Annotated in this window: 20 protein-coding genes; 1 reads left to right on the top strand and 19 read right to left on the bottom strand. The window is 69.2% G+C overall.

Features of this window, described 5'->3' with window-relative positions; genetic code table 11:
• Positions 1-7: 7 nt before the first annotated feature.
• The 12 genes from rpoZ to Q5716_RS07255 form a co-directional block, all read right to left on the bottom strand.
• Positions 8-268 carry a DNA-directed RNA polymerase subunit omega gene (gene rpoZ, locus Q5716_RS07200; RefSeq protein ID WP_305002399.1) on the bottom strand — a complete coding sequence of 87 codons (261 nt, stop codon included), beginning with the start codon at positions 266-268 and terminating at the stop codon, positions 8-10.
• A complete protein-coding gene (gmk, locus tag Q5716_RS07205) occupies positions 261-1190 on the bottom strand; it encodes a guanylate kinase (protein ID WP_305002400.1) in 930 nt (309 codons plus the stop codon). The genes rpoZ and gmk overlap by 8 nt, the downstream gene beginning before the upstream one ends.
• Complete coding sequence (pyrF, locus tag Q5716_RS07210) at positions 1187-2014, bottom strand: orotidine-5'-phosphate decarboxylase (protein ID WP_305002401.1); 828 nt, start codon at positions 2012-2014, stop codon at positions 1187-1189. Before pyrF ends, gmk begins: the two co-directional genes overlap by 4 nt.
• Entirely contained in the window at positions 2007-5315 is a 3309-nt protein-coding gene (gene carB / locus Q5716_RS07215) for a carbamoyl-phosphate synthase large subunit (protein ID WP_305002402.1), read from the bottom strand. Before carB ends, pyrF begins: the two co-directional genes overlap by 8 nt.
• Entirely contained in the window at positions 5315-6463 is a 1149-nt protein-coding gene (carA, locus tag Q5716_RS07220) for a glutamine-hydrolyzing carbamoyl-phosphate synthase small subunit (RefSeq protein ID WP_305002403.1), read from the bottom strand. The genes carB and carA overlap by 1 nt, the downstream gene beginning before the upstream one ends.
• Entirely contained in the window at positions 6460-6957 is a 498-nt protein-coding gene (locus Q5716_RS07225) for a PH-like domain-containing protein (RefSeq protein ID WP_305002404.1), read from the bottom strand. Before Q5716_RS07225 ends, carA begins: the two co-directional genes overlap by 4 nt.
• On the bottom strand, positions 6950-8251 hold the full coding sequence (locus tag Q5716_RS07230; protein ID WP_305002405.1) for a dihydroorotase: 1302 nt from the start codon (positions 8249-8251) through the stop codon (positions 6950-6952). The genes Q5716_RS07225 and Q5716_RS07230 overlap by 8 nt, the downstream gene beginning before the upstream one ends.
• Entirely contained in the window at positions 8248-9192 is a 945-nt protein-coding gene (locus Q5716_RS07235; protein ID WP_305002406.1) for an aspartate carbamoyltransferase catalytic subunit, read from the bottom strand. Before Q5716_RS07235 ends, Q5716_RS07230 begins: the two co-directional genes overlap by 4 nt.
• Complete coding sequence (pyrR, locus tag Q5716_RS07240) at positions 9189-9716, bottom strand: bifunctional pyr operon transcriptional regulator/uracil phosphoribosyltransferase PyrR (protein WP_305002407.1); 528 nt, start codon at positions 9714-9716, stop codon at positions 9189-9191. Before pyrR ends, Q5716_RS07235 begins: the two co-directional genes overlap by 4 nt.
• 75 nt (positions 9717-9791) lie before the next feature.
• Positions 9792-10682, bottom strand: a complete 891-nt coding sequence (locus tag Q5716_RS07245) for an ABC transporter permease (RefSeq protein WP_305002408.1) — start codon at positions 10680-10682, stop codon at positions 9792-9794.
• The gene (locus Q5716_RS07250) at positions 10675-11712 is read right to left on the bottom strand and encodes an aliphatic sulfonate ABC transporter substrate-binding protein (RefSeq protein WP_305002409.1); all 1038 of its coding nucleotides are present in this window, start codon (positions 11710-11712) and stop codon (positions 10675-10677) included. The genes Q5716_RS07245 and Q5716_RS07250 overlap by 8 nt, the downstream gene beginning before the upstream one ends.
• 12 nt (positions 11713-11724) lie before the next feature.
• Positions 11725-12555: an ABC transporter ATP-binding protein gene (locus Q5716_RS07255; RefSeq protein ID WP_305002410.1), complete on the bottom strand. Its 831-nt coding sequence runs from the start codon at positions 12553-12555 to the stop codon at positions 11725-11727.
• 91 nt (positions 12556-12646) lie between these two features.
• On the opposite strand from Q5716_RS07255, the gene Q5716_RS07260 reads away from it, so the two are divergent.
• Positions 12647-13411: a glycoside hydrolase family 16 protein gene (locus tag Q5716_RS07260; RefSeq protein ID WP_305002411.1), complete on the top strand. Its 765-nt coding sequence runs from the start codon at positions 12647-12649 to the stop codon at positions 13409-13411.
• A 9-nt stretch (positions 13412-13420) separates the two neighbouring features.
• Here Q5716_RS07260 and nusB read toward each other — a convergent pair whose 3' ends face one another.
• From nusB to aroC, 7 genes are read right to left on the bottom strand one after another with little or no spacing between them, the layout of a single operon-like run.
• Positions 13421-13834: a transcription antitermination factor NusB gene (gene nusB, locus Q5716_RS07265; RefSeq protein WP_305002412.1), complete on the bottom strand. Its 414-nt coding sequence runs from the start codon at positions 13832-13834 to the stop codon at positions 13421-13423.
• A gap of 28 nt (positions 13835-13862) precedes the next feature.
• On the bottom strand, positions 13863-14426 hold the full coding sequence (gene efp, locus Q5716_RS07270; RefSeq protein WP_305002413.1) for an elongation factor P: 564 nt from the start codon (positions 14424-14426) through the stop codon (positions 13863-13865).
• A gap of 43 nt (positions 14427-14469) precedes the next feature.
• Positions 14470-14910 (bottom strand): type II 3-dehydroquinate dehydratase, encoded by a 441-nt coding sequence (locus tag Q5716_RS07275; RefSeq protein ID WP_305002414.1) that lies wholly within the window; start codon positions 14908-14910, stop codon positions 14470-14472.
• A gap of 25 nt (positions 14911-14935) precedes the next feature.
• A complete protein-coding gene (locus Q5716_RS07280) occupies positions 14936-15580 on the bottom strand; it encodes a LysE family translocator (RefSeq protein ID WP_305002415.1) in 645 nt (214 codons plus the stop codon).
• Entirely contained in the window at positions 15577-16653 is a 1077-nt protein-coding gene (gene aroB, locus Q5716_RS07285; RefSeq protein WP_305002416.1) for a 3-dehydroquinate synthase, read from the bottom strand. The genes Q5716_RS07280 and aroB overlap by 4 nt, the downstream gene beginning before the upstream one ends.
• Complete coding sequence (locus tag Q5716_RS07290; protein ID WP_305002417.1) at positions 16646-17155, bottom strand: shikimate kinase; 510 nt, start codon at positions 17153-17155, stop codon at positions 16646-16648. The genes aroB and Q5716_RS07290 overlap by 8 nt, the downstream gene beginning before the upstream one ends.
• Positions 17148-18353, bottom strand: a complete 1206-nt coding sequence (gene aroC / locus Q5716_RS07295) for a chorismate synthase (RefSeq protein ID WP_305002418.1) — start codon at positions 18351-18353, stop codon at positions 17148-17150. Before aroC ends, Q5716_RS07290 begins: the two co-directional genes overlap by 8 nt.
• Positions 18354-18366 lie beyond the last annotated feature (13 nt).

An 18366-nucleotide genomic window follows, 5' to 3' on the forward strand; every position in this document is an offset into this window, starting at 1 on the left:
CCGGCGACTACTCGGCCGAGAGGCGCTTGAGCTCGAGCTTGTCCTCGTTGATCTCGTGGAGAGCCACCGAGAGGGGCTTGTCGTCGATCGTGGAGTCGACGAGCGGGCCGACGTTGTCGAAGAGGCTGCCCTCGTGGAGGTCGGCGTAGTAGTCGTTGATCTGTCGGGCGCGCTTCGACGCGAAGATTACGAGCTGGTACTTGGAGTCGACCTTCGACAGCAGCTCGTCGATGGGCGGGTCGATGATTCCGGCGTGCTTGTCAGCCACTTAATGCTCCTCGTTCAGGGAAATCGTTGCGCGAAAAAGGCGCATCCATCAATTCTACGACTTCTCGCGCCGCTTCGGAGACTTCGGTGTTCACGACCTGCGCGTCGAACTCGTCCTGCGCTGCGAGCTCGACCTTCGCCGTCTCAAGGCGACGCTGCTGCTCCTCGGCTGATTCGGTGCCGCGACCGATGAGCCGTCGCACGAGCTCCTCCCACGACGGGGGCAGCAGGAAGACCAAGAGTGCTTCGGGCATGACAGCGCGGACGGATCGGGCACCCTGCAGGTCGATCTCCAGGAGCACGCGCTTGCCCTCTGCGAGGGCGGCGTCGATCGGCGGCCTGGGCGTCCCGTACCGATAGGAGTTGTGCACGGTCGCCCACTCGAGCAACTCCCCGGTCTCGATCATCCGGTCGAACTCCTCGTCGGAGACGAAGTAGTAGTGCACGCCGTCGACCTCTCCGGGCCGAGGACGGCGCGTCGTCGCCGAGACGCTCAGCAGGACGTCCGGGTAGTTCTCGCGGATGTACGCAGACACGGTGCCCTTCCCGACCGCCGTGGGACCGGCGAGCACGGTCAGTCGCGCGGGCTGCGGGCCCTCACGGTCGGCGAGGAAGTCGCGCAGCTTCTCGCGCTGGCGGATACCGAGCCCGCCGAGTCGCTTGCGCGGAGAGATCGCGAGGCGCTCCATGGCCCGCTCCACTCGCGTCGGGCCGAGGGTCGGGATGCTCGTGAGCAGCTCGGTCACGCGCAGCCCCGCCTCGGCGCTCTCCGCGTCGGACCACGCCGCCTCCGCGACGTGCAGCGCAGAGCGCGACCGATCGGCCACCGAGGCCTTCACGGCGGCCCGCGCCCTCCGCGCCGCTACTGCGGCCCTCGAGGCCGCGGCGCGATCGACGTCGGGAGGGATGGGACGGGGGCTCATGCGGCAGCCCGCGCTTCCGCTGCGGCCGCGGACAGAGCATCCGCGAGTCCGGCGCGGCCGGCGCGCAGGATGCCCCGGCCGACGTTGGCCACGACTCCCCCGCTCGCCGACCCGAACAGCCGACCGAGATCCGACAACCGCGCACCCTGCTCACCGAAGCCGGGCGCGAGAACGGGGATGCGCTCGAGGGATTCCGGGGAGACGCCGTAGTCGTCGAGTGCGACAGTCGCCCCGATGACGACGCCGATGCTCCCGAGCGCCGAGCCCCGGGTGAGTGCGGCCACCTCGTCCACGACTCCCGCCGCCACCGTCGTTCCTGAGGAGCGAACCGCGGTCTGCGTGGCGACGGCTTCCGGATTGCTCGTGGCGGCGAGCACGAAGAGGCCCTTGCCGTGCTCGCGCGCGAGCGCCAGGGGCTCGCCGAGCGAGCCGACGCCCTGATAAGCGACAACCGTCAGTGCGTCCGCCTCGAGCGGCGAACCGGGCGTGAGCCACGCCTGGCCGTACGCCTCGACGGTCGAGCCGATGTCGCCCCGTTTGGCATCGGCGATCACGAGGAGCCCGGACTCTCGAGCGGCGGCGAGGACGTCCTCGAGTGCCGAGTACCCGGCGCTGCCGTGCCTCTCGAAGAAGGCCACCTGCGGCTTCACGACCCCGACTCGTCCGGCCGCAGCCTCGACCGCTGCGAGGCCGAACTCACGCGCCCCGGCGGGGGAATCGTCGAGCCCCCACTGCGCGAGCAGGAAGGGATGCGCGTCGATCCCCAGGCACAGCGGTCCCCGATCACTCAGGACCGCCGCGAGCCGGGAGCCGAAGTCAGGCATGGGCCGCCTCCCGACGGGCGACCCGGTCTCGGGCGTAGTCCTGCAGCGAGCGGACCTCGAAGCCGTCCTGGATGGCCTCGAACGAGGCCACCGCGGAGCCGAGCTGGGCGATCGTCGTGAAGATCGGCTTGTCGGCGGCCACGGTCGCCGTGCGGATCTCGTAGCCGTCGGCGCGAGCGCTGCGTCCGCTCGGCGTGTTGATGACGACGTCGACCTCCCCTGCGTTGATGAGCTCGACGATGGACGGCTCCCCCGGCACGACCTCCTGGCCCATCGAGTACTTGCGCACCACTCGGGCCTCGATGCCGTTGCGCGCGAGGACCTCGGCCGTTCCCTCCGTGGCGAGGATCGTGAATCCGAGCTGGCTCAGCCGCAGCACGGGCAGGACGATCGCTCGCTTGTCGCGATCCGCGACCGAGACGAACACGGCACCGCTCGCGGGCAGGCCGCCGTACGCCGCCTCCTGGCTCTTGGCGAAGGCGCGCGGGAAGTTCGAGTCGATACCCATGACCTCCCCGGTGGAGCGCATCTCCGGCCCGAGCACGGAGTCGACGACGTGGCCCTCGACCGTCCGGAAGCGCTTGAAGGGCAGCACCGCCTCCTTGACCGAGACGGGCGAGTCCATCGGCACGAGGGACCCGTCCTGCTCCGGCAGCAGACCGTCGGCGACGAGCGAGCGGATGCTCCGCCCCACCATCACGAGAGAGGCGGCCTTCGCGAGCGGGATGCCGAGCGCCTTCGAGACGAACGGCACGGTGCGAGAGGCCCGCGGGTTCGCCTCCAGGACGTACAGGATGCCCTGACCGATCGCGAACTGCACGTTGAGCAGCCCCCGCACACCGATGCCCCGGGCGATCGCGAGCGTCGCCTCACGTACTCGATTGATGACGTCGCGCCCGAGAGTGACGGGCGGGAGGGTGCACGCCGAGTCGCCGGAGTGGATGCCCGCCTCCTCGATGTGCTCCATGATCCCGCCGATGTACAGCTCGTCGCCGTCGAAGAGCGCGTCGATGTCGATCTCGATCGCGTCATCCAGGAACCGGTCGACGAGGAGCGGTGAACCAGGGGCGATGATCGCCTGGTCCTTGACCCGCTCGAAGTAGTCCACGAGGGACTCGGTGTCGTAGACGATCTCCATGCCGCGTCCCCCGAGCACGTGGCTGGGTCGGACGAGGACCGGGTAGCCGATCTCCTCGGCGATCTCGACAGCGCCGGCCTGATCGATCGCCGTGCCGTTGCGCGGCGCGAGCAGCCCCGCGTCGTGCAGGATGCCCGCGAAGAGCCCGCGCTCCTCCGCGAGATCGATGGCCTCCGGGGTGGTGCCGAGAATCGGAACACCAGCGTCCTTGAGCCCCTGTGCCAGCCCGAGAGCCGTCTGCCCACCGAGCTGGACGACGACGCCGACGAGCTCGCCCGACCGCGACTCCGCATGAATCACCTCGAGCACGTCCTCGAGCGTGAGCGGCTCGAAGTAGAGCCGGTCGCTCGTGTCGTAGTCGGTGGAGACCGTCTCGGGGTTGCAGTTGATCATGATCGTCTCGAACCCCGCATCAGCGAGGGCGAAGGACGCGTGTACGCACGAGTAGTCGAACTCGATCCCCTGGCCGATCCGGTTGGGTCCCGAGCCGAGGATCACGACCTTGCGGCGATCGCTCGGGGCCACCTCGGTCTCGGAGTCGTAGCTCGAGTAGTGGTAGGGCGTGAGCGCCGGGAACTCCCCCGCGCACGTGTCGACGGTCTTGTAGACGGGCCGGATGTCGCGGCTCCAGCGCAACGCCCGGACCTCGGCCTCGGGCATCCCTCTCAGTTGGCCGATCTGCGCGTCGCTGAAACCGTGGTCCTTCGCGAGGCGGAGGACGGTCTCGTCGAGCGAGTCAGCCCCGGCGATGGCATCCGCGACCTCGTTGATGAGCGCGATCTGATCGACGAACCATGGGTCGATCCCGGTGGCCTCGAAGACCTCGTCAACGGTCGCCCCCGCACGCATCGCCTGCTGGACCACGACGATGCGGCCATCGGTCGGCTTCGCCGCGATCTCGAGGAGCGCAGCCTTGTCGCCCGGTTCTCCCGCCCAGTGGAAGCTCGACCCGCGCTTCTCGAGCGAGCGCAGCGCCTTCTGGAGGGCGGTCGAGTAGTTGCGACCGATCGCCATGGCCTCGCCGACGGACTTCATGGTCGTCGTGAGGCGCGTGTCCGCAGCGGGGAACTTCTCGAAGGCGAACCGCGGTACCTTGACGACGATGTAGTCGAGCGTCGGCTCGAAACTCGCGGGCGTCACTCGCGTGATGTCGTTCGGGATCTCGTCGAGCCGGTAGCCGATCGCGAGCTTCGCGGCGATCTTCGCGATCGGGAAGCCCGTCGCCTTCGACGCGAGCGCGCTCGAGCGGGAGACCCGCGGATTCATCTCGATGACGATCACGCGTCCGGTCTTGGGGTCCACGGCGAACTGGATGTTGCAGCCGCCGGTGTCGACGCCCACGGCGCGGATGATGTCGATGCCGATGTTGCGCAGCTTCTGGTACTCGCGGTCGGTGAGCGTGAGCGCGGGCGCGACGGTGATGGAGTCGCCCGTGTGGACGCCGACCGGGTCGACGTTCTCGATCGAGCACACGACGACGGTGTTGTCGGCGGTGTCGCGCATGAGCTCGAGCTCGTACTCCTTCCAGCCGAGGATCGACTCCTCGAGGAGCACCTCGGTCGTCGGGCTCTGGTGCAGGCCGTCGGTGACCATCCGCACGAGCTCCTCGCGCGAGTACGCGAACCCCGACCCGAGGCCGCCCATCGTGAAACTCGGCCGGATCACGAGCGGGTAGCCGAGATCGTCCGCGTACTCGATCGCCTCGTCGAGCGTGTGGGCGATGTACGACTTGGCGACGTCGGCGCCTGCGTCGATGACCAGTTGCTTGAAGATCTGGCGGTCCTCGCCCTTGTTGATCGCCTCGAAGTTCGCGCCGATCAGCTCGACGTCGTACTTCTCCAGGATGCCGTGCTTGTGCAGGTCGATCGCCGCGTTGAGGGCGGTCTGCCCACCGAGCGTCGGCAGGATCGCGTCGGGCTTCTCTTTCGCGATGATCGTCTCGATGACCTCCCACGTGATGGGCTCGACGTACGTGGCGTCCGCGAAGTCCGGGTCGGTCATGATCGTCGCCGGGTTGGAGTTGACGAGGATGACGCGCACGCCCTCCTCGCGCAGAACCCGGCAGGCCTGCGTGCCGGAGTAGTCGAACTCGGCCGCCTGGCCGATGACGATCGGGCCGGAACCGATGACGAGAACGGACTGGATGTCGCTCCGCTTGGGCATTACTTGCTGTCCTTCGTGTGCGCGAGAACCATGTCGCGGAAGCGGTCGAAGAGGTAGTTGGAGTCGTGCGGACCGGCCGCCGCCTCCGGATGGTACTGAACCGAGAAGGCGGGGATGTCGAGGGCGCGAAGTCCCTCGACGACGTTGTCGTTGAGGTTGACGTGACTCACTTCGACGCGGCCGAAGCCGGTGGAGGACTCGAGGATGTCGCCGATCTCGGCCTGCACGGCGAACCCGTGGTTGTGGCTCGTGACCTCGATGCGGCCCGTCTCGCGGTCGAGGACGGGCTGGTTGATCCCGCGGTGGCCGAACGGCAGCTTGTAGGTGCCGAACCCGAGGGCCCTGCCGAGGAGCTGGTTGCCGAAGCAGATGCCGAAGAAGGGCACGTTCTCGCGGAGAATGCCCTGGAGCAGCTCGACGTGCTGGTCGGAGGCCCCGGGGTCTCCGGGTCCGTTCGAGAAGAAGGCAGCGACCGGCTCGAGGGCGAGCACCTCCTCGAGGGTCACGGTTTGCGGGAGCACGTGCACCTCGAAGCCCCGCTCCGCGAGGTAGTTCAAGGTAGACGTCTTCACGCCGAGATCGAGGACGGCGAGGTTGCCGATGCGCTCCCCAGCGGCGGGGATCACGTAGCCGTCGACCGTCGAGACCTCGGCAGACAGATTGCGGCCCGTCATCTCCGCACCGGATCGGACCAGCTCGAGCTGCTCGTCCGGCGCGAGGGCGGCATCCTCGCCGGAGAAGACCCCGCCGCGCATGGCGCCGGCATCCCGAATCCGCCGAGTCACCGCCCGCGTGTCGACGCCCGAGATACCGACGATCCCCTGCTCGGCGAGCTGGTCGTCGAGCGAGCCGTCCGCCCGGTAGTTCGACACGACCCGGCTGGGGTCGCGCACCACGTAGCCGCTCACCCAGATTCGCGAGGACTCGGGGTCCTCGTCGTTGACTCCGGTGTTGCCGATGTGGGGAGCCGTCATCACGACGATCTGGCCCGCGTAGCTCGGGTCGGTGAGGGTCTCCTGATAGCCGGTCATTCCCGTCGCGAAGACGACCTCTCCGAGCGTTCGCCCGCGCGCCCCGTAGGCGCGCCCGGAGTATCGGGTGCCATCCTCGAGGACGAGAACTGCGGGATCGGTCAGGGCGGAGGTCACGAGGCCTGCCTTTCGGTCGTGGGGATCAGCGGGGTCAGAGCGGCGTCGAAGCCGGTCGGGTCGTCGAGGCGGAGGTAGGTCGCGACGCGTCGGGAGCCGAGCATCCAGTCGACGACCTGGAGGCCGTCGGGCTCGACGACGCGGTCGATCGTCCACGTCGCGCGATCGAGCGAGCGCAGGTCGGCGCGCGGGATCCAGGTGTCGGGCTCGCCCGGACGAGCGAGGAGCACTCCGTCGTCCGTGACTGCCGCCTCGACGTTGCTGCGGAAACCGAGTCCGTGCACGGCGATGCGGTCGTACGGGTCGCCGGATGCCGTCGTCGCGACGTACTTCCCGGCAAAGCTCCCCCGGCTCGCGCCGAGTGACGCAGGCACCTCCGCGGGAGCGGCCAGCGCGCCCTGCCGACGGCGGCGGGCGAACCAGCCCACGGGAAGGAGGACGAGCAGCACAACCAGGAGGGCGAGCACGAGGACCAGGAGGAACTCCCTAGACACGGTCGGCTCCGACCTGCTCCGGAGCCAGGAGCACGCCGTCCAGCACGGTCGGCCGGCCTTCATGCACCGTGGCGATAACCCGCCCGGGAAGGTCTCGACCGAGGTAGGGAGAATTGACCGACTTGCCGTGGAGGTCGGCAGTCGAGAACGACCGGTGCGCCGTCGGATCGACGAGCGTGACGTGGGCGGGCGAGCCTACCGAGAAGGGCGAGTCGTAGCCGGCGAGCAGACCGATCGCCGCGGGAGTCGAGGACATCACCCGGGCGACGTCGCTCCACTCCAGCAGGCCCGTATCGACGACTGCCGCCTGCACGACGGACAGGGCGGACTCGAGCCCGACCATTCCGTTAGCCGCTTCATCCCACGCGCACTCCTTCGCCTCGACGGGATGCGGGGCGTGGTCGGTGGCAACGATGTCGATCGTCCCGTCCGCGAGGGCCTCACGGAGAGCGACGACGTCCTCGTCGCGCCGCAGCGGCGGATTGACTTTGAAGCGGGAGTCGTAGCCGCGAGCGAGCTCCTCAGTCAGCAGCAAGTGGTGCGGCGTCACCTCAGCCGTCACCCGAATGCCGCGCGCCTTCGCCCAGCGGATCACCTCGACCGAGCCGGCCGTCGACACGTGGCAGACGTGCAGTCGCGCGCCGACGTGCTGCGCCAGGAGGACATCGCGGGCGATGATCGACTCCTCGGCCACCGCGGGCCAGCCGGCAAGCCCGAGCTCGCTCGAGAGCGCGCCCTCGTTGAGCTGGGCGCCGATGGTCAGACGGGGCTCCTGAGCGTGCTGGGCGACGACGCCTCCGAAGGTCGTCACGTACTCGAGCGCGCGGCGCATGAGTAGGGGGTCGTGCACGCAGTGCCCGTCGTCGGAGAACACCCGCACCCGGGCCCGCGACTGCGCCATCGCGCCGATCTCGGCGAGGCGCTCCCCCGCAAGACCGACGGTGACGGCGCCGATGGGCCGCACGGTGACGTAGCCGTGTCGCTCGCCGAGCGACTGGACCTGCTCCACCACGCCAGCGGTGTCCTGGACGGGGCTCGTGTTCGCCATCGCGAAGACCGCGGTGTAGCCCCCCGCGGCGGCAGCGCGCGACCCGGTCAGGACGGTCTCGCTCTGCTCGAACCCCGGCTCCCGGAGATGCGTGTGGAGGTCGACGAGGCCCGGGAGGGCGAGCAGCCCGTCGGCGTCGATGACCGTCGCCGAGGCATCCGAGGACTCGACGAAACGGCCGTCAGCGATCGAGAGGTCGCGTCGGGATCCGTCGGGGAGGGTCGCCCCCCTCACCAGCAGGCTCACGAGTCGCTTCCGGAGAGTAGGTGATACAGCACGGCCATCCTTATCGATACCCCGTTGGCGACTTGCTCGAGCACGGTCGAGCGGGGCGAGTCGGCCGCTCCCGCCGAGATCTCGAGACCGCGGTTCATGGGCCCGGGGTGCATGACCATGGTATCCGCTGGCAGTCGGGCGACCCGCTCGTCGTCGAGCCCCCACTCGCGCGAGTACTCGCGGGCGCTCGGGAAGAAGGCCGCGTTCATCCGCTCGGCCTGGATGCGCAGCATCATCACGACATCGGGTGCGTCGGCGATCGCGGCATCGAGGTCGTAGCCGACCGTCACGGGCCACTCGCTCGTTGAAACCGGCAGGAGCGTCGCGGGAGCGACGAGCGAGACCTCGGCGCCGAGCGTCGCGAGCAGCCAGACGTTAGAGCGCGCCACGCGCGAGTGCAGGATGTCGCCCACGATCACGACCCGTACTCCGTCGAGTCCCTTACCGCGCGAGGCGTTGCCGTGGAGCCGGCGCCGCATCGTGAAGGCGTCGAGGAGCGCTTGCGTGGGATGCTCGTGCGTGCCGTCGCCGGCGTTGACCACTCCCGCATCGATCCACCCGCTCTCCGCGAGGACCCGGGGCGCGCCCGACGCGGAGTGACGGATCACCACCCCGTCGGCGCCCATCGCCGCGAGCGTCTGGGCCGTGTCCTTGAGGCTCTCGCCCTTGGAGACGCTCGACCCTTTCGCGCTGAAGTTGATGACGTCCGCGCTCAACCGCTTGGCGGCGAGCTCGAACGAGACCCGCGTGCGCGTGGAGTCCTCGAAGAAGAGATTGACGACCGTGCGCCCGCGCAGCGTGGGCAGCTTCTTCACCTCGCGGGTGGCGACATCCGCCATGTCCTCCGCGAGATCGAGCATCGTGATTGCGGCATCGCGCGAGAGATCGGCAGTGGACAGGAGGTGCCTCACTGGATCGTCACCTCCTCGGAGCCGTCGAGTTCGACGAGCCGTACGTTGATGCGCTCGTCCGCCGAGGTCGGGAGGTTCTTGCCGACGAAGTCGGCGCGGATCGGCAGCTCCCGGTGCCCTCGATCGACGAGCACGGCGAGCCGCACAGCGCGGGGCCGACCGAGGTCGCTGAGCGCGTCGAGGGCCGCCCGGATGGTCCGACCGGAGTACAGCACGTCGTCGACGAGAACGACCGTCTTGCCGTCGATGCCGCCCGCCGGGATCTCGGTCGGTGCGGGAGCGCGAGTGGGATTCCTGGCGAGATCGTCGCGGTACATCGTGACATCGAGCGAACCCACCGTGCCGGCGCCCGGCTCGATGTCATCGAGGATGCGCCCGATGCGTTCCGCGAGAAGGACTCCCCGAGTGGGAACGCCGAGGATGACCAGATCGGAGGAGCCCCGATTGGACTCGAGGATCTCGTGGGAGATCCGAGTCAACGCTCGGGCGATGTCAGCCTGCTGCAACACAGCGCGTGCAGTCACTCTGACCTCCTTCCCCGCCTCACAGGACGGAACTTAAAGGATGTCTGGTTGCCTCAAGCATACCGGACGCGCGGGCTAACCCCAGCGCTTGAGGAGGTACCTCTCGAGCAGTCCGATCAGGGCATCCGTCGTCTTGCCGAGGATGCCCAGCAGGATGATCACCAGGAACATCCGGTCGATGCGGCCGTTCTGCTGGGAATCGAGCAGTCGGAAGCCGAGGCCCATCGACGAAGCGATGAGCTCGGCGGCGACGAGGAAGAGCCACGACTGGGCGAGAGCCAGCCTCAGGCCCGATACGACGCTCGGCACGACCGCCGGCAGCTGCACCTGGCGCAGGAGCTGGAAGCGGCCCAGCCCGTACGCTCCGCCGAGTTCGACGAGGTGCGGGTCGACGTGGCGCAGCGCTCCCGCAACGGTCGTGTAGACCGGGAACATCGCGCCGATGGCGATGAGCGTGACCTTCGAGTCCTCGTTGATGCCGATGTAGAGGACGAGGAGGGGCACCCACGCGAGCGAGGGCACGGCCCGGAGTGCGCCGACCGTCGGGGCGAAGAACGCACTCGCGACGCGAGAGAGGCCGACGACCGAGCCGAGCACGAGACCGACGGCAGCGCCGACTCCGAATCCGATCAGAACCCGCTGCACCGAGATGCCGACATCGGTCCACAGGTACCCGCGCTCGGCGAGGTCGACGGCGGCGGACCACACGCTCGCCGGCGACGGGAGCAGGTAGGCCGGCACCCACTGCAGGCTCGCGGTCAGCTGCCAGAAGCCCAGGATGAGGAGCGGCAGTACCGCTCCGAGGGCAATGAGCCAGGGGCTGCGGCGACCGCTCCCGCCGCGTCGACGCTGCCCGGTCGCGGTCCCCGCGGCCGAGTAGCCGAACTGCGAGGAGTACTGGACGAGGGTCGCAGCCGGCTCCGTGGTGGAGTCGGCTGCGACCGTTCTCGACGTGCTTCTAGCCAATGACCGACGGGTCCGCGTTATCGATGAACGTCGTGTTGAAGAGCGACTCGAGGGCGGCGTCGATGAGGTCCTGGCTCGCGACATCCCCCGACTCGACGAAGATCGGGCCGATGAAGGCGAGCACGTCGTGCTGCTTTGTGCCCGGAACCGGGTCGACCTCGAGGTTGGTGCGGTCCTGAATCACGGAGCTCGCGATCTCCGGGTCGATGCCCGCGACCTCGGCGAGGATGGCGGCGGTCTCTTCCGGGTTGGCCACGGCGTACTCGCGCGCCTTCTCGTAAGCGTCGACGACGAGCTGGGCGAGGTCCGGCGACTTCTCGATGAACGACTCCGTCGCGTTCAGGAAGCCGTAGCTGTTGAAGTCGATGTTGTCGTAGATGATCTGGGAGCCGGCGGTCGCGACGCTCGTCGAGAGCAGCGGGTCGAGGCCCGCCCAGGCATCCACCGCGCCGGACTCGAGCGCCGCCTTGCCGTCAGCGTGCTGGAGGTTCTGCAGCGTGATGTCGTCGATCGAGAGACCGGCCTCGCCGAGCGCCTGGAGCAGGAAGAAGTACGGGTCCGTCCCCTTCGTCGCGGCGACGGACTTGCCCGCGAGCTCCTCGACGCTCGTGATCGTCGAGCCGGCGGGGACGAGGATCGCTGCCCAGTTGGGCTGCGAGTAGATGTCGATGGTCTGGATCGGCGAGCCGTTCGATCGCGCGAGGAGGGCGGCCGAACCCGCGGTCGAGCCCACGTCGATGGCGCCGGCGCGCAGAGCCTCATTGGCCTTGTTCGAGCCGGCGGACTGGATCCAGTTGACCTGGACCTTGCCGTCGGTGGCCTCCTCTAGCCAGCCCTGGTCCTTGATGATGAGGCTGAGCGGGTTGTACGTCGCGAAGTCGATGTTCAGCACGTCGGCGCTCCACTCGCCCGGAAGGGTCGACTCCGGCTCGGGCGCAACACCCGATCCCTCGCCCGCGCAGGCGGAGAGCGCGAGGGCTGCGGCCGCGGCAAGGGCGGTGATCGGAAGGAGCTTCGTGGTCAGTCTCATGATGCTGTGTCCTCAGAATGTGTGGGCAGGATGGTGGATCGAGACGCCGAGGCCCTGGAGGAGCTCGGCACGCAAGTGAGCGAGAGTGCTGTCGCCGCGGTCGCGGGGGCGTGACCCCGGCACGGTGATGATCGAGCGGATGACCGCCCCCGATCCCGCGCGCTCCCCCGGCTCTGTGCCGAGCAGGACCACGCGGTCGGAGAGGTAGAGCGCCTCGTCGACGTCGTGCGTGACGAGGAGGATCGTCGCGGGCTCCGCGGCGTGGATCTCCAGCAGGAGATCCTGCATAGTGAGCCGCGTAAGGGCGTCGAGAGCTCCGAACGGCTCGTCGAGGACGAGCACTCCGGGGCCGCGCGACAGGGCGCGGGCCAGGGACGCGCGCTGGGCCATCCCCCCGGACACCTGCCGCGGACGGAGGTGCTTGGCGTCGCCGAGCTGCACGAGGTCGAGCAGCTGTGACACGCGCTCGCGGCCCGCCGACCGGGGTGTGCCGTGCGGCAGGCCGAGGGCGACGTTCTGCTCGAGCGTGCGCCAGGGCAGCAGTCGCGGCTCCTGGAAGCCGATTGCACAGCGCTGGTCGATGCCGACGAGCGGCGAGCCGTCGATGGTCACGACCCCCTCGTCGGGGCGGTCGAGCCCGCTCACCTGGCGAAGAAGCGTCGACTTGCCGCACCCGGAGGGACCGAGGAGCGAGATGATCTCGCCCGGTGCGATCTCGAGGGAGATGTCGCGCAGGACGCGGCGATCGGGCTCCCCCGCCGTCGAGGCCGGGAAGGATCGGCCGACCCCGTCGAGGGACACCGAGAGCGCGGGCGCCGTGGGGCTCGCGTCGGTGGAGGGCATACCTCGACGGTAGGGAAGCACGCGGCGTATGGCCCAATCGCGACGTAACGCGGCGAAATGTTTCGTCGGAGGCTGGGGGCAGAGTGGCGGCATGGCGACCCTCGACAGATCAGGGCTGGTGCTGGAGTTCTCCGACGACTTCAGCACCGCCGAGCTCGACACCGCGCACTGGTTCCCGTACTACCTCCCGCACTGGTCGAGTCGCGCGGCGACGGCGGCGCGCTTCGAGGTCGGCTCGGGGCTACGGCTTCGCATCGACGAGGATCAGGCGCCGTGGGCCGAGGAGTGGGACGGCCCCCTTCGCGCCACGGCGCTCCAGACCGGCTCGCGCTCCGGCCGGGTGGGCTCCCCGGACGGCCAGCTGCGCTTTCGGGACGACCTCGTCGTGCGCGAGGAGCAGGCCGAGGAGTGGCTCTACACGCCCACCGGTGGCGTCGTCGAGCTCCGGGCGCGCGCGACGCGGGATGCTGCGGCGATGGTCGCCCTGTACCTCATCGGCGACGAGAAGTCCCCCGAGCGGTCGGGCGAGCTGTGCGTCATGGAGGTCTTCGGGCGCGAGGTCGCCGACGACCACGCGCTCGTCGGGCTGGGCATCCATCCCTGGGGCGATCCCGCTCTCCGCGACGACTTCGTCAAGGTCCGATTGGACGGCGACGGGACGGACTGGCACGACTATGCGGTCGAATGGATGCCCGGCCGCAGTCGCTTCTACATCGACGACGAACTCGTCCACGAGAGCCCCCAGGCACCCGGGTACCCCATGCAGCTCATGCTCACCGTGTACGAGTTCGAGCACGTCGCGCCCCACCCGAAGGTCTTCGACGTCGCGCTCGTGCGCGGGTGGCGGCGGCTCTAGGCCGGTGGTTCAGGCGCGGGTGGCGGCGATGCGGCCGAGCAGTCCGTTCACGAAACCGGCCGAGTCATCCGTGCTGTGCGCGCCGGCGGACTCGACCGCCTCGGCGATCGCGACGCTGTCGGGGACCTCGTCGTTGAAGAGGATCTCCCACACGCCGATGCGCAGGAGAGCGCGGTCCACCGCGGGCATGCGCGGGATGCTCCAGCCCTGGGCGTACGTCTCGATGAGCTCGTCGATCTCATCGCCGTGCTCCGCGACGCCGGCCACGATCGTGCGGGCGTAGTCCCAGGAGGAGGCGCGCTTCGGGTCGGCGGCGGCCCGGAGCGCTTCCGCCGCCAGAGCCTCGTTGATCGACTCGCCGCGGACGTCGGCTCCGTAGAGGACGTCGAGGGCCCGCTTGCGCGCCTTGGACCGGGCACCCATCAGTTGCTCCTCGAGATAGTCAACGACATCAGTCGTTGACGCGACCGAGGTAGCTGCCGTCGCGGGTGTCGACCTTGACCTTGGTGCCGGTCTCGAGGAAGAGCGGGACCTGGATCTCGTAGCCCGTCTGGACCGTCGCGGGCTTCGTGCCGCCGGTGGAGCGGTCTCCCTGAAGGCCGGGCTCCGTGTACGTGATCTCCATGACCACGGAGGCCGGGAGCTCGACGTAGAGCGGGCTGCCGTTGTTCTGCGCGATCGTCACGGTCTGGTTCTCGAGCATGAAGTTGGCGGCGTCGCCGACCTGCGCCGGCGACAGGGTGATCTGGTCGTACGTGCCCAGATCCATGAAGACGAAGTTGTCGCCGTCGTTGTACAGGTACTGGAAGTCGGAACGGTCGACGGTCTCGATCTCGATCTTCGCTCCCGCGTTGAACGTGCGGTCGACGACCTTGCCGGTGAGCACGTTCTTCACCTTGGTACGCACGAACGCCCCGCCCTTGCCGGGCTTGACGTGCTGGAACTCGATGACGCTCCAGAGTCCGCCGTCCATGTTGAGGACGACGCCGTTGCGAATGTCAGCGGTAGAGGCCATGAGGGTGTTCTGTCCGTTCGTCAGGGGAAACCGGCGATCGAGTCTACCCGAGTCGCCGCTCGATGAGGTCCAGCGCCAGCCGGTAGCTGTCGAAGCCGAATCCGGCGATGACGCCCGTCGCCACCGCCGAGATGACGCTCGTGTGCCGGAACTCCTCCCGTGCGTGCGGGTTCGAGAGGTGCACCTCGACCAGGAGCAGCCCGGCCTTGGTCACGAGCGCCGCGGCATCCCGCAGCGCGTAGGAGTAGTGCGTGAAGGCCGCCGGGTTCAGGATGACCGGCTGACCGGCGTCGACAGCCTCGTGGAGCCACCCGATGAGGGTTGCTTCGTCGTTGGTCTGCCGGAGGTCGATCGTCGTGCCCTCGGTCGCCGTAGACTCGAGCGACGCGCGCAGGTCCTCGAGCGTGCCGCTGCCATAGACATCGGGCTCGCGGCTGCCGAGGCGGCCGAGATTGGGGCCGTTGAGGACGAGGACGGTGGTCACGAGAACCGAGTGTATCGGGGGCCGCTCACACGGCGGGCCGCGACTCGAGCGCGAGCAGCGCGGCGAATCCGATCAGGATGCCTCCCGTGACGCGGTCGATCCACCGCACGACCTTCGGGCTCGTGAGCCACTTCCGGGCGAACTGCGTCGCGAGGATGATGGCCGAGAACCAGACAAGGGACTCGAGAACGTGCACGAGCGCAAGCAGCAGCCCCATCCCGAGCGGGAAGACGCCCTCGGGGATGAACTGCGGGATGAGGGCGATGTAGAACACGCCCACCTTCGGGTTGAGGAGGTTCGTGAGCGCTCCCTTGCCGAAGGACGCGAGGTAGGAGCGCGCCGGCTTCACGACGGGCAGTGAGACCTCCTCGTCGCGGCGCCGGAAGCTCGCGACGAGCATCGTGACTCCGAGGTAGACCATGTACGCCGCGCCGGCGAGCTTGAGAATCGTGAACGCGAGCTCCGAGGCCGCAAGCAGGGCGGCGGCACCGACGGCTGCGGCCGCGCCCCACACGAACGACCCCGAGCAGATGCCGAAGGCCGTCGCGTAGGCGTGGCTGCGCGACTGGGTGAGGGACGAGCGCAGCACGAGCGCGGTGTCGAGCCCGGGGATGATGGTGAGCAGCCCCGCCAGGAGGGCAAACGACCACAGCGCCGAGGCGACGGTCACGAGCCGACCTCCTGGTAGGCAGCGAAGAGCAGGGCCTCCTCGGGCCCGGCGAGCACGGTCGGCTTGCCCACGTCATCCAGGACGATGAAGCGCATCATCCCGGCCCTGGCCTTCTTGTCGCGCTGCATGGTAGCCAGCAGCGTCTGCCAGCGCCCGACCGGATACTCGGTCGGCAGGGTGAGGGAGCTCAGGATGCTGCGGTGGCGGTCGACCACCTCGTCGCTGAGCGATCCCGCGATGCGGCCGAGCTCGGCGGCGAACACCATGCCCACGGAGATCGCGGCGCCGTGGCGCCAGCGGTAGCGCTCCGCGTGCTCGATGGCGTGACCGAGGGTGTGCCCGTAGTTCAGGATCTCGCGCAGTCCCGACTCGGTGAAGTCCTCGCTCACCACGCGCGCCTTGAGCGCGACGGAGAGCTCGACGACGCGCCGGAACTCGTCGCTGTGCGGGTCTGTCGCGACATCCGGGTCCCGCTCGATGATGTCGAGGATCTCGGGTTCCCCGATGAAGCCGCACTTCACGATCTCCGCAAAGCCGGCGAGAATCTCGTTCCGCGGCAGGGTGTCGAGGAGATCGAGGTCGGCGACGACGGCGGCCGGCGCGTAGAACGAGCCGACGAGATTCTTGCCCTCCGCGGTATTGATGCCCGTCTTGCCTCCGACCGCGGCATCCACCATGCCGGCCACGCTCGTCGGGCACTGGATGAGCCGCACGCCCCGCAACCACGTCGCGGCGACGAAACCCGCGAGATCGGTCGTCGCTCCCCCGCCGAGCCCGATCACTGCGTCGGTGCGGGTGAAGTCGGTCTGGCCCATGATCTGCCAGCAGAACGCGGCGACTTCGACGCGCTTGGCGTCTTCGGCATCCGGGACCTCGGCCAGGTAGACCTCGAACCTGTCGAGCAGGCTCTCGCGGAGCTCCGCCGCCTTCGCCCCCAGAGTGGGCGGGTGCACGATGAGCACCTTGGCGACGCGCGGGCCCAATTGGTCGGCGATCGAGCCGAGGAGGCCCCGGCCGATGAGCACGTCGTACGGGTTCGTACCGGTCACGGGGATGACGGTGGTCTCAGTCATGGCGTCGGGTCTCCAGCCAGTCGGCGATGCGCACGGCGACGGAGTCGAGGGGCACGTCGGAGGTATCGATGGTCAGCTGCGACAGGCGGTCGTAGATCGGCTGTCGGGAGGCGACGAGCGCCGCCCACGCGTCGATCCCGGATGACACGAGCGGCCGCTTCCCGTTCGCGATGCGCTTCTCGACCGCGTCGGGTCGCACAGTGAGCTGCACGACCGGCAGTCCCTCAAGGTCGGCCTGCGTCTCGGCGTCGAGCACCGCTCCCCCGCCGAGCGTGACGATCGCAGGCTCGCGCAGGGCCGCAGCCACCGCGGCACGCTCAAGAGCGCGGAAGTGCGGCTCGCCGTGCTCCTCGAAGATCTTCGCGATGGGACCGTGCCCGGAGACGACCGTGCTGTCCGTATCGATGAGAGGGGCACCCAGGAGTTTCGACAGTCGCTTGCCGGTACGGGTCTTGCCCGCCCCGGGCGCGCCGATGAGCACGAGGAGGGCGCGGTCACTCACCCTGCGACGACCTCGCCGTCACGAGCGCGTCGGGAATTGCCGCGAGGTAGGCGTCGAGGTTGCGCTTCGTCTCCGCGAGCGAGTCTCCCCCGAACTTCTCGAGGACGGAGTTCGCAAGGACAAGGGCGACCATCGCCTCCGCGACGACACCGGCTGCGGGCACCGCGCACACGTCGGAGCGCTGGTGGTGGGCTTCAGCAGCGGCGCCCGTGGCAACGTCCACGGTTCGCAGGGCGTGAGGCACCGTCGAGATTGGCTTCATGGCGGCGCGAACCCTCAGGAGAGTTCCCGTGCTCATGCCCCCCTCCGTGCCGCCGGCCCGGTCGGTCAGCCTGGTGATGCCGTCGGGGCCGATGACGAGCTCGTCGTGGGCCTGCGATCCCCGGCGCCGCGCCGTCTCGAAGCCGTCGCCGACTTCGACGCCCTTGATGGCCTGGATGCCCATGAGCGCGGCCGCGAGCTGCGAGTCGAGGCGGCGATCCCAGTGCACGTACGAGCCGAGGCCCGGGGGGACACCGTACGCGAGAACCTCGACGACCCCGCCGAGCGTATCGCCGTCATCGTGGGCGCGGTCGACCTCGGCCACCATCGCCTCCGATGTTGCGGAATCGAAGCAGCGCAGCGGGTCGGCGTCGAGACCGGGCACGTCGAGCGGGCCGGGGAGAGGCGAACCGTCGGGCACGCGCACCGTGCCGATCGACAGCGTGTGGCTCACGATCTCGATGCCGAGCGCACGGAGGAAGGCGCGAGCGACTGCTCCGAGCGCGACGCGCGCCGCGGTCTCCCGCGCGCTCGCGCGCTCCAGGACGTTCCGCGCTTCGGGGAAGTCGTACTTCTGCATGCCGGTGAGGTCGGCGTGGCCCGGTCGCGGCCGGGTGAGCCAGGCCCCGCGCCCCTTGGGCAGGGTCTCGGGATCGACGGGCACGGCACTCATCACGTCGACCCAGCGCGGCCACTCGGTGTTGCCGATCCGCAGGGCGACGGGGCTGCCCATGGTCGCGCCGAACCGGATGCCGCCCGAGATGGTCAGCTCGTCCTGCTCGAACTTCATCCGAGCCCCGCGGCCATAGCCGAGGGACCGCCGGTGCATGTCCTCCTGGATCGCCTCCGGCGAGATGGGAACGCCCGCGGGGAGCCCCTCGAGGATGGCGATCAGTTCAGGACCGTGCGACTCTCCGGCCGTCAACCAACGAAGCATGCGCCAATCCTCC

The organism is Antiquaquibacter soli (assembly GCF_030580675.1).
Lineage (GTDB): Bacteria > Actinomycetota > Actinomycetes > Actinomycetales > Microbacteriaceae > Rhodoglobus > Rhodoglobus soli.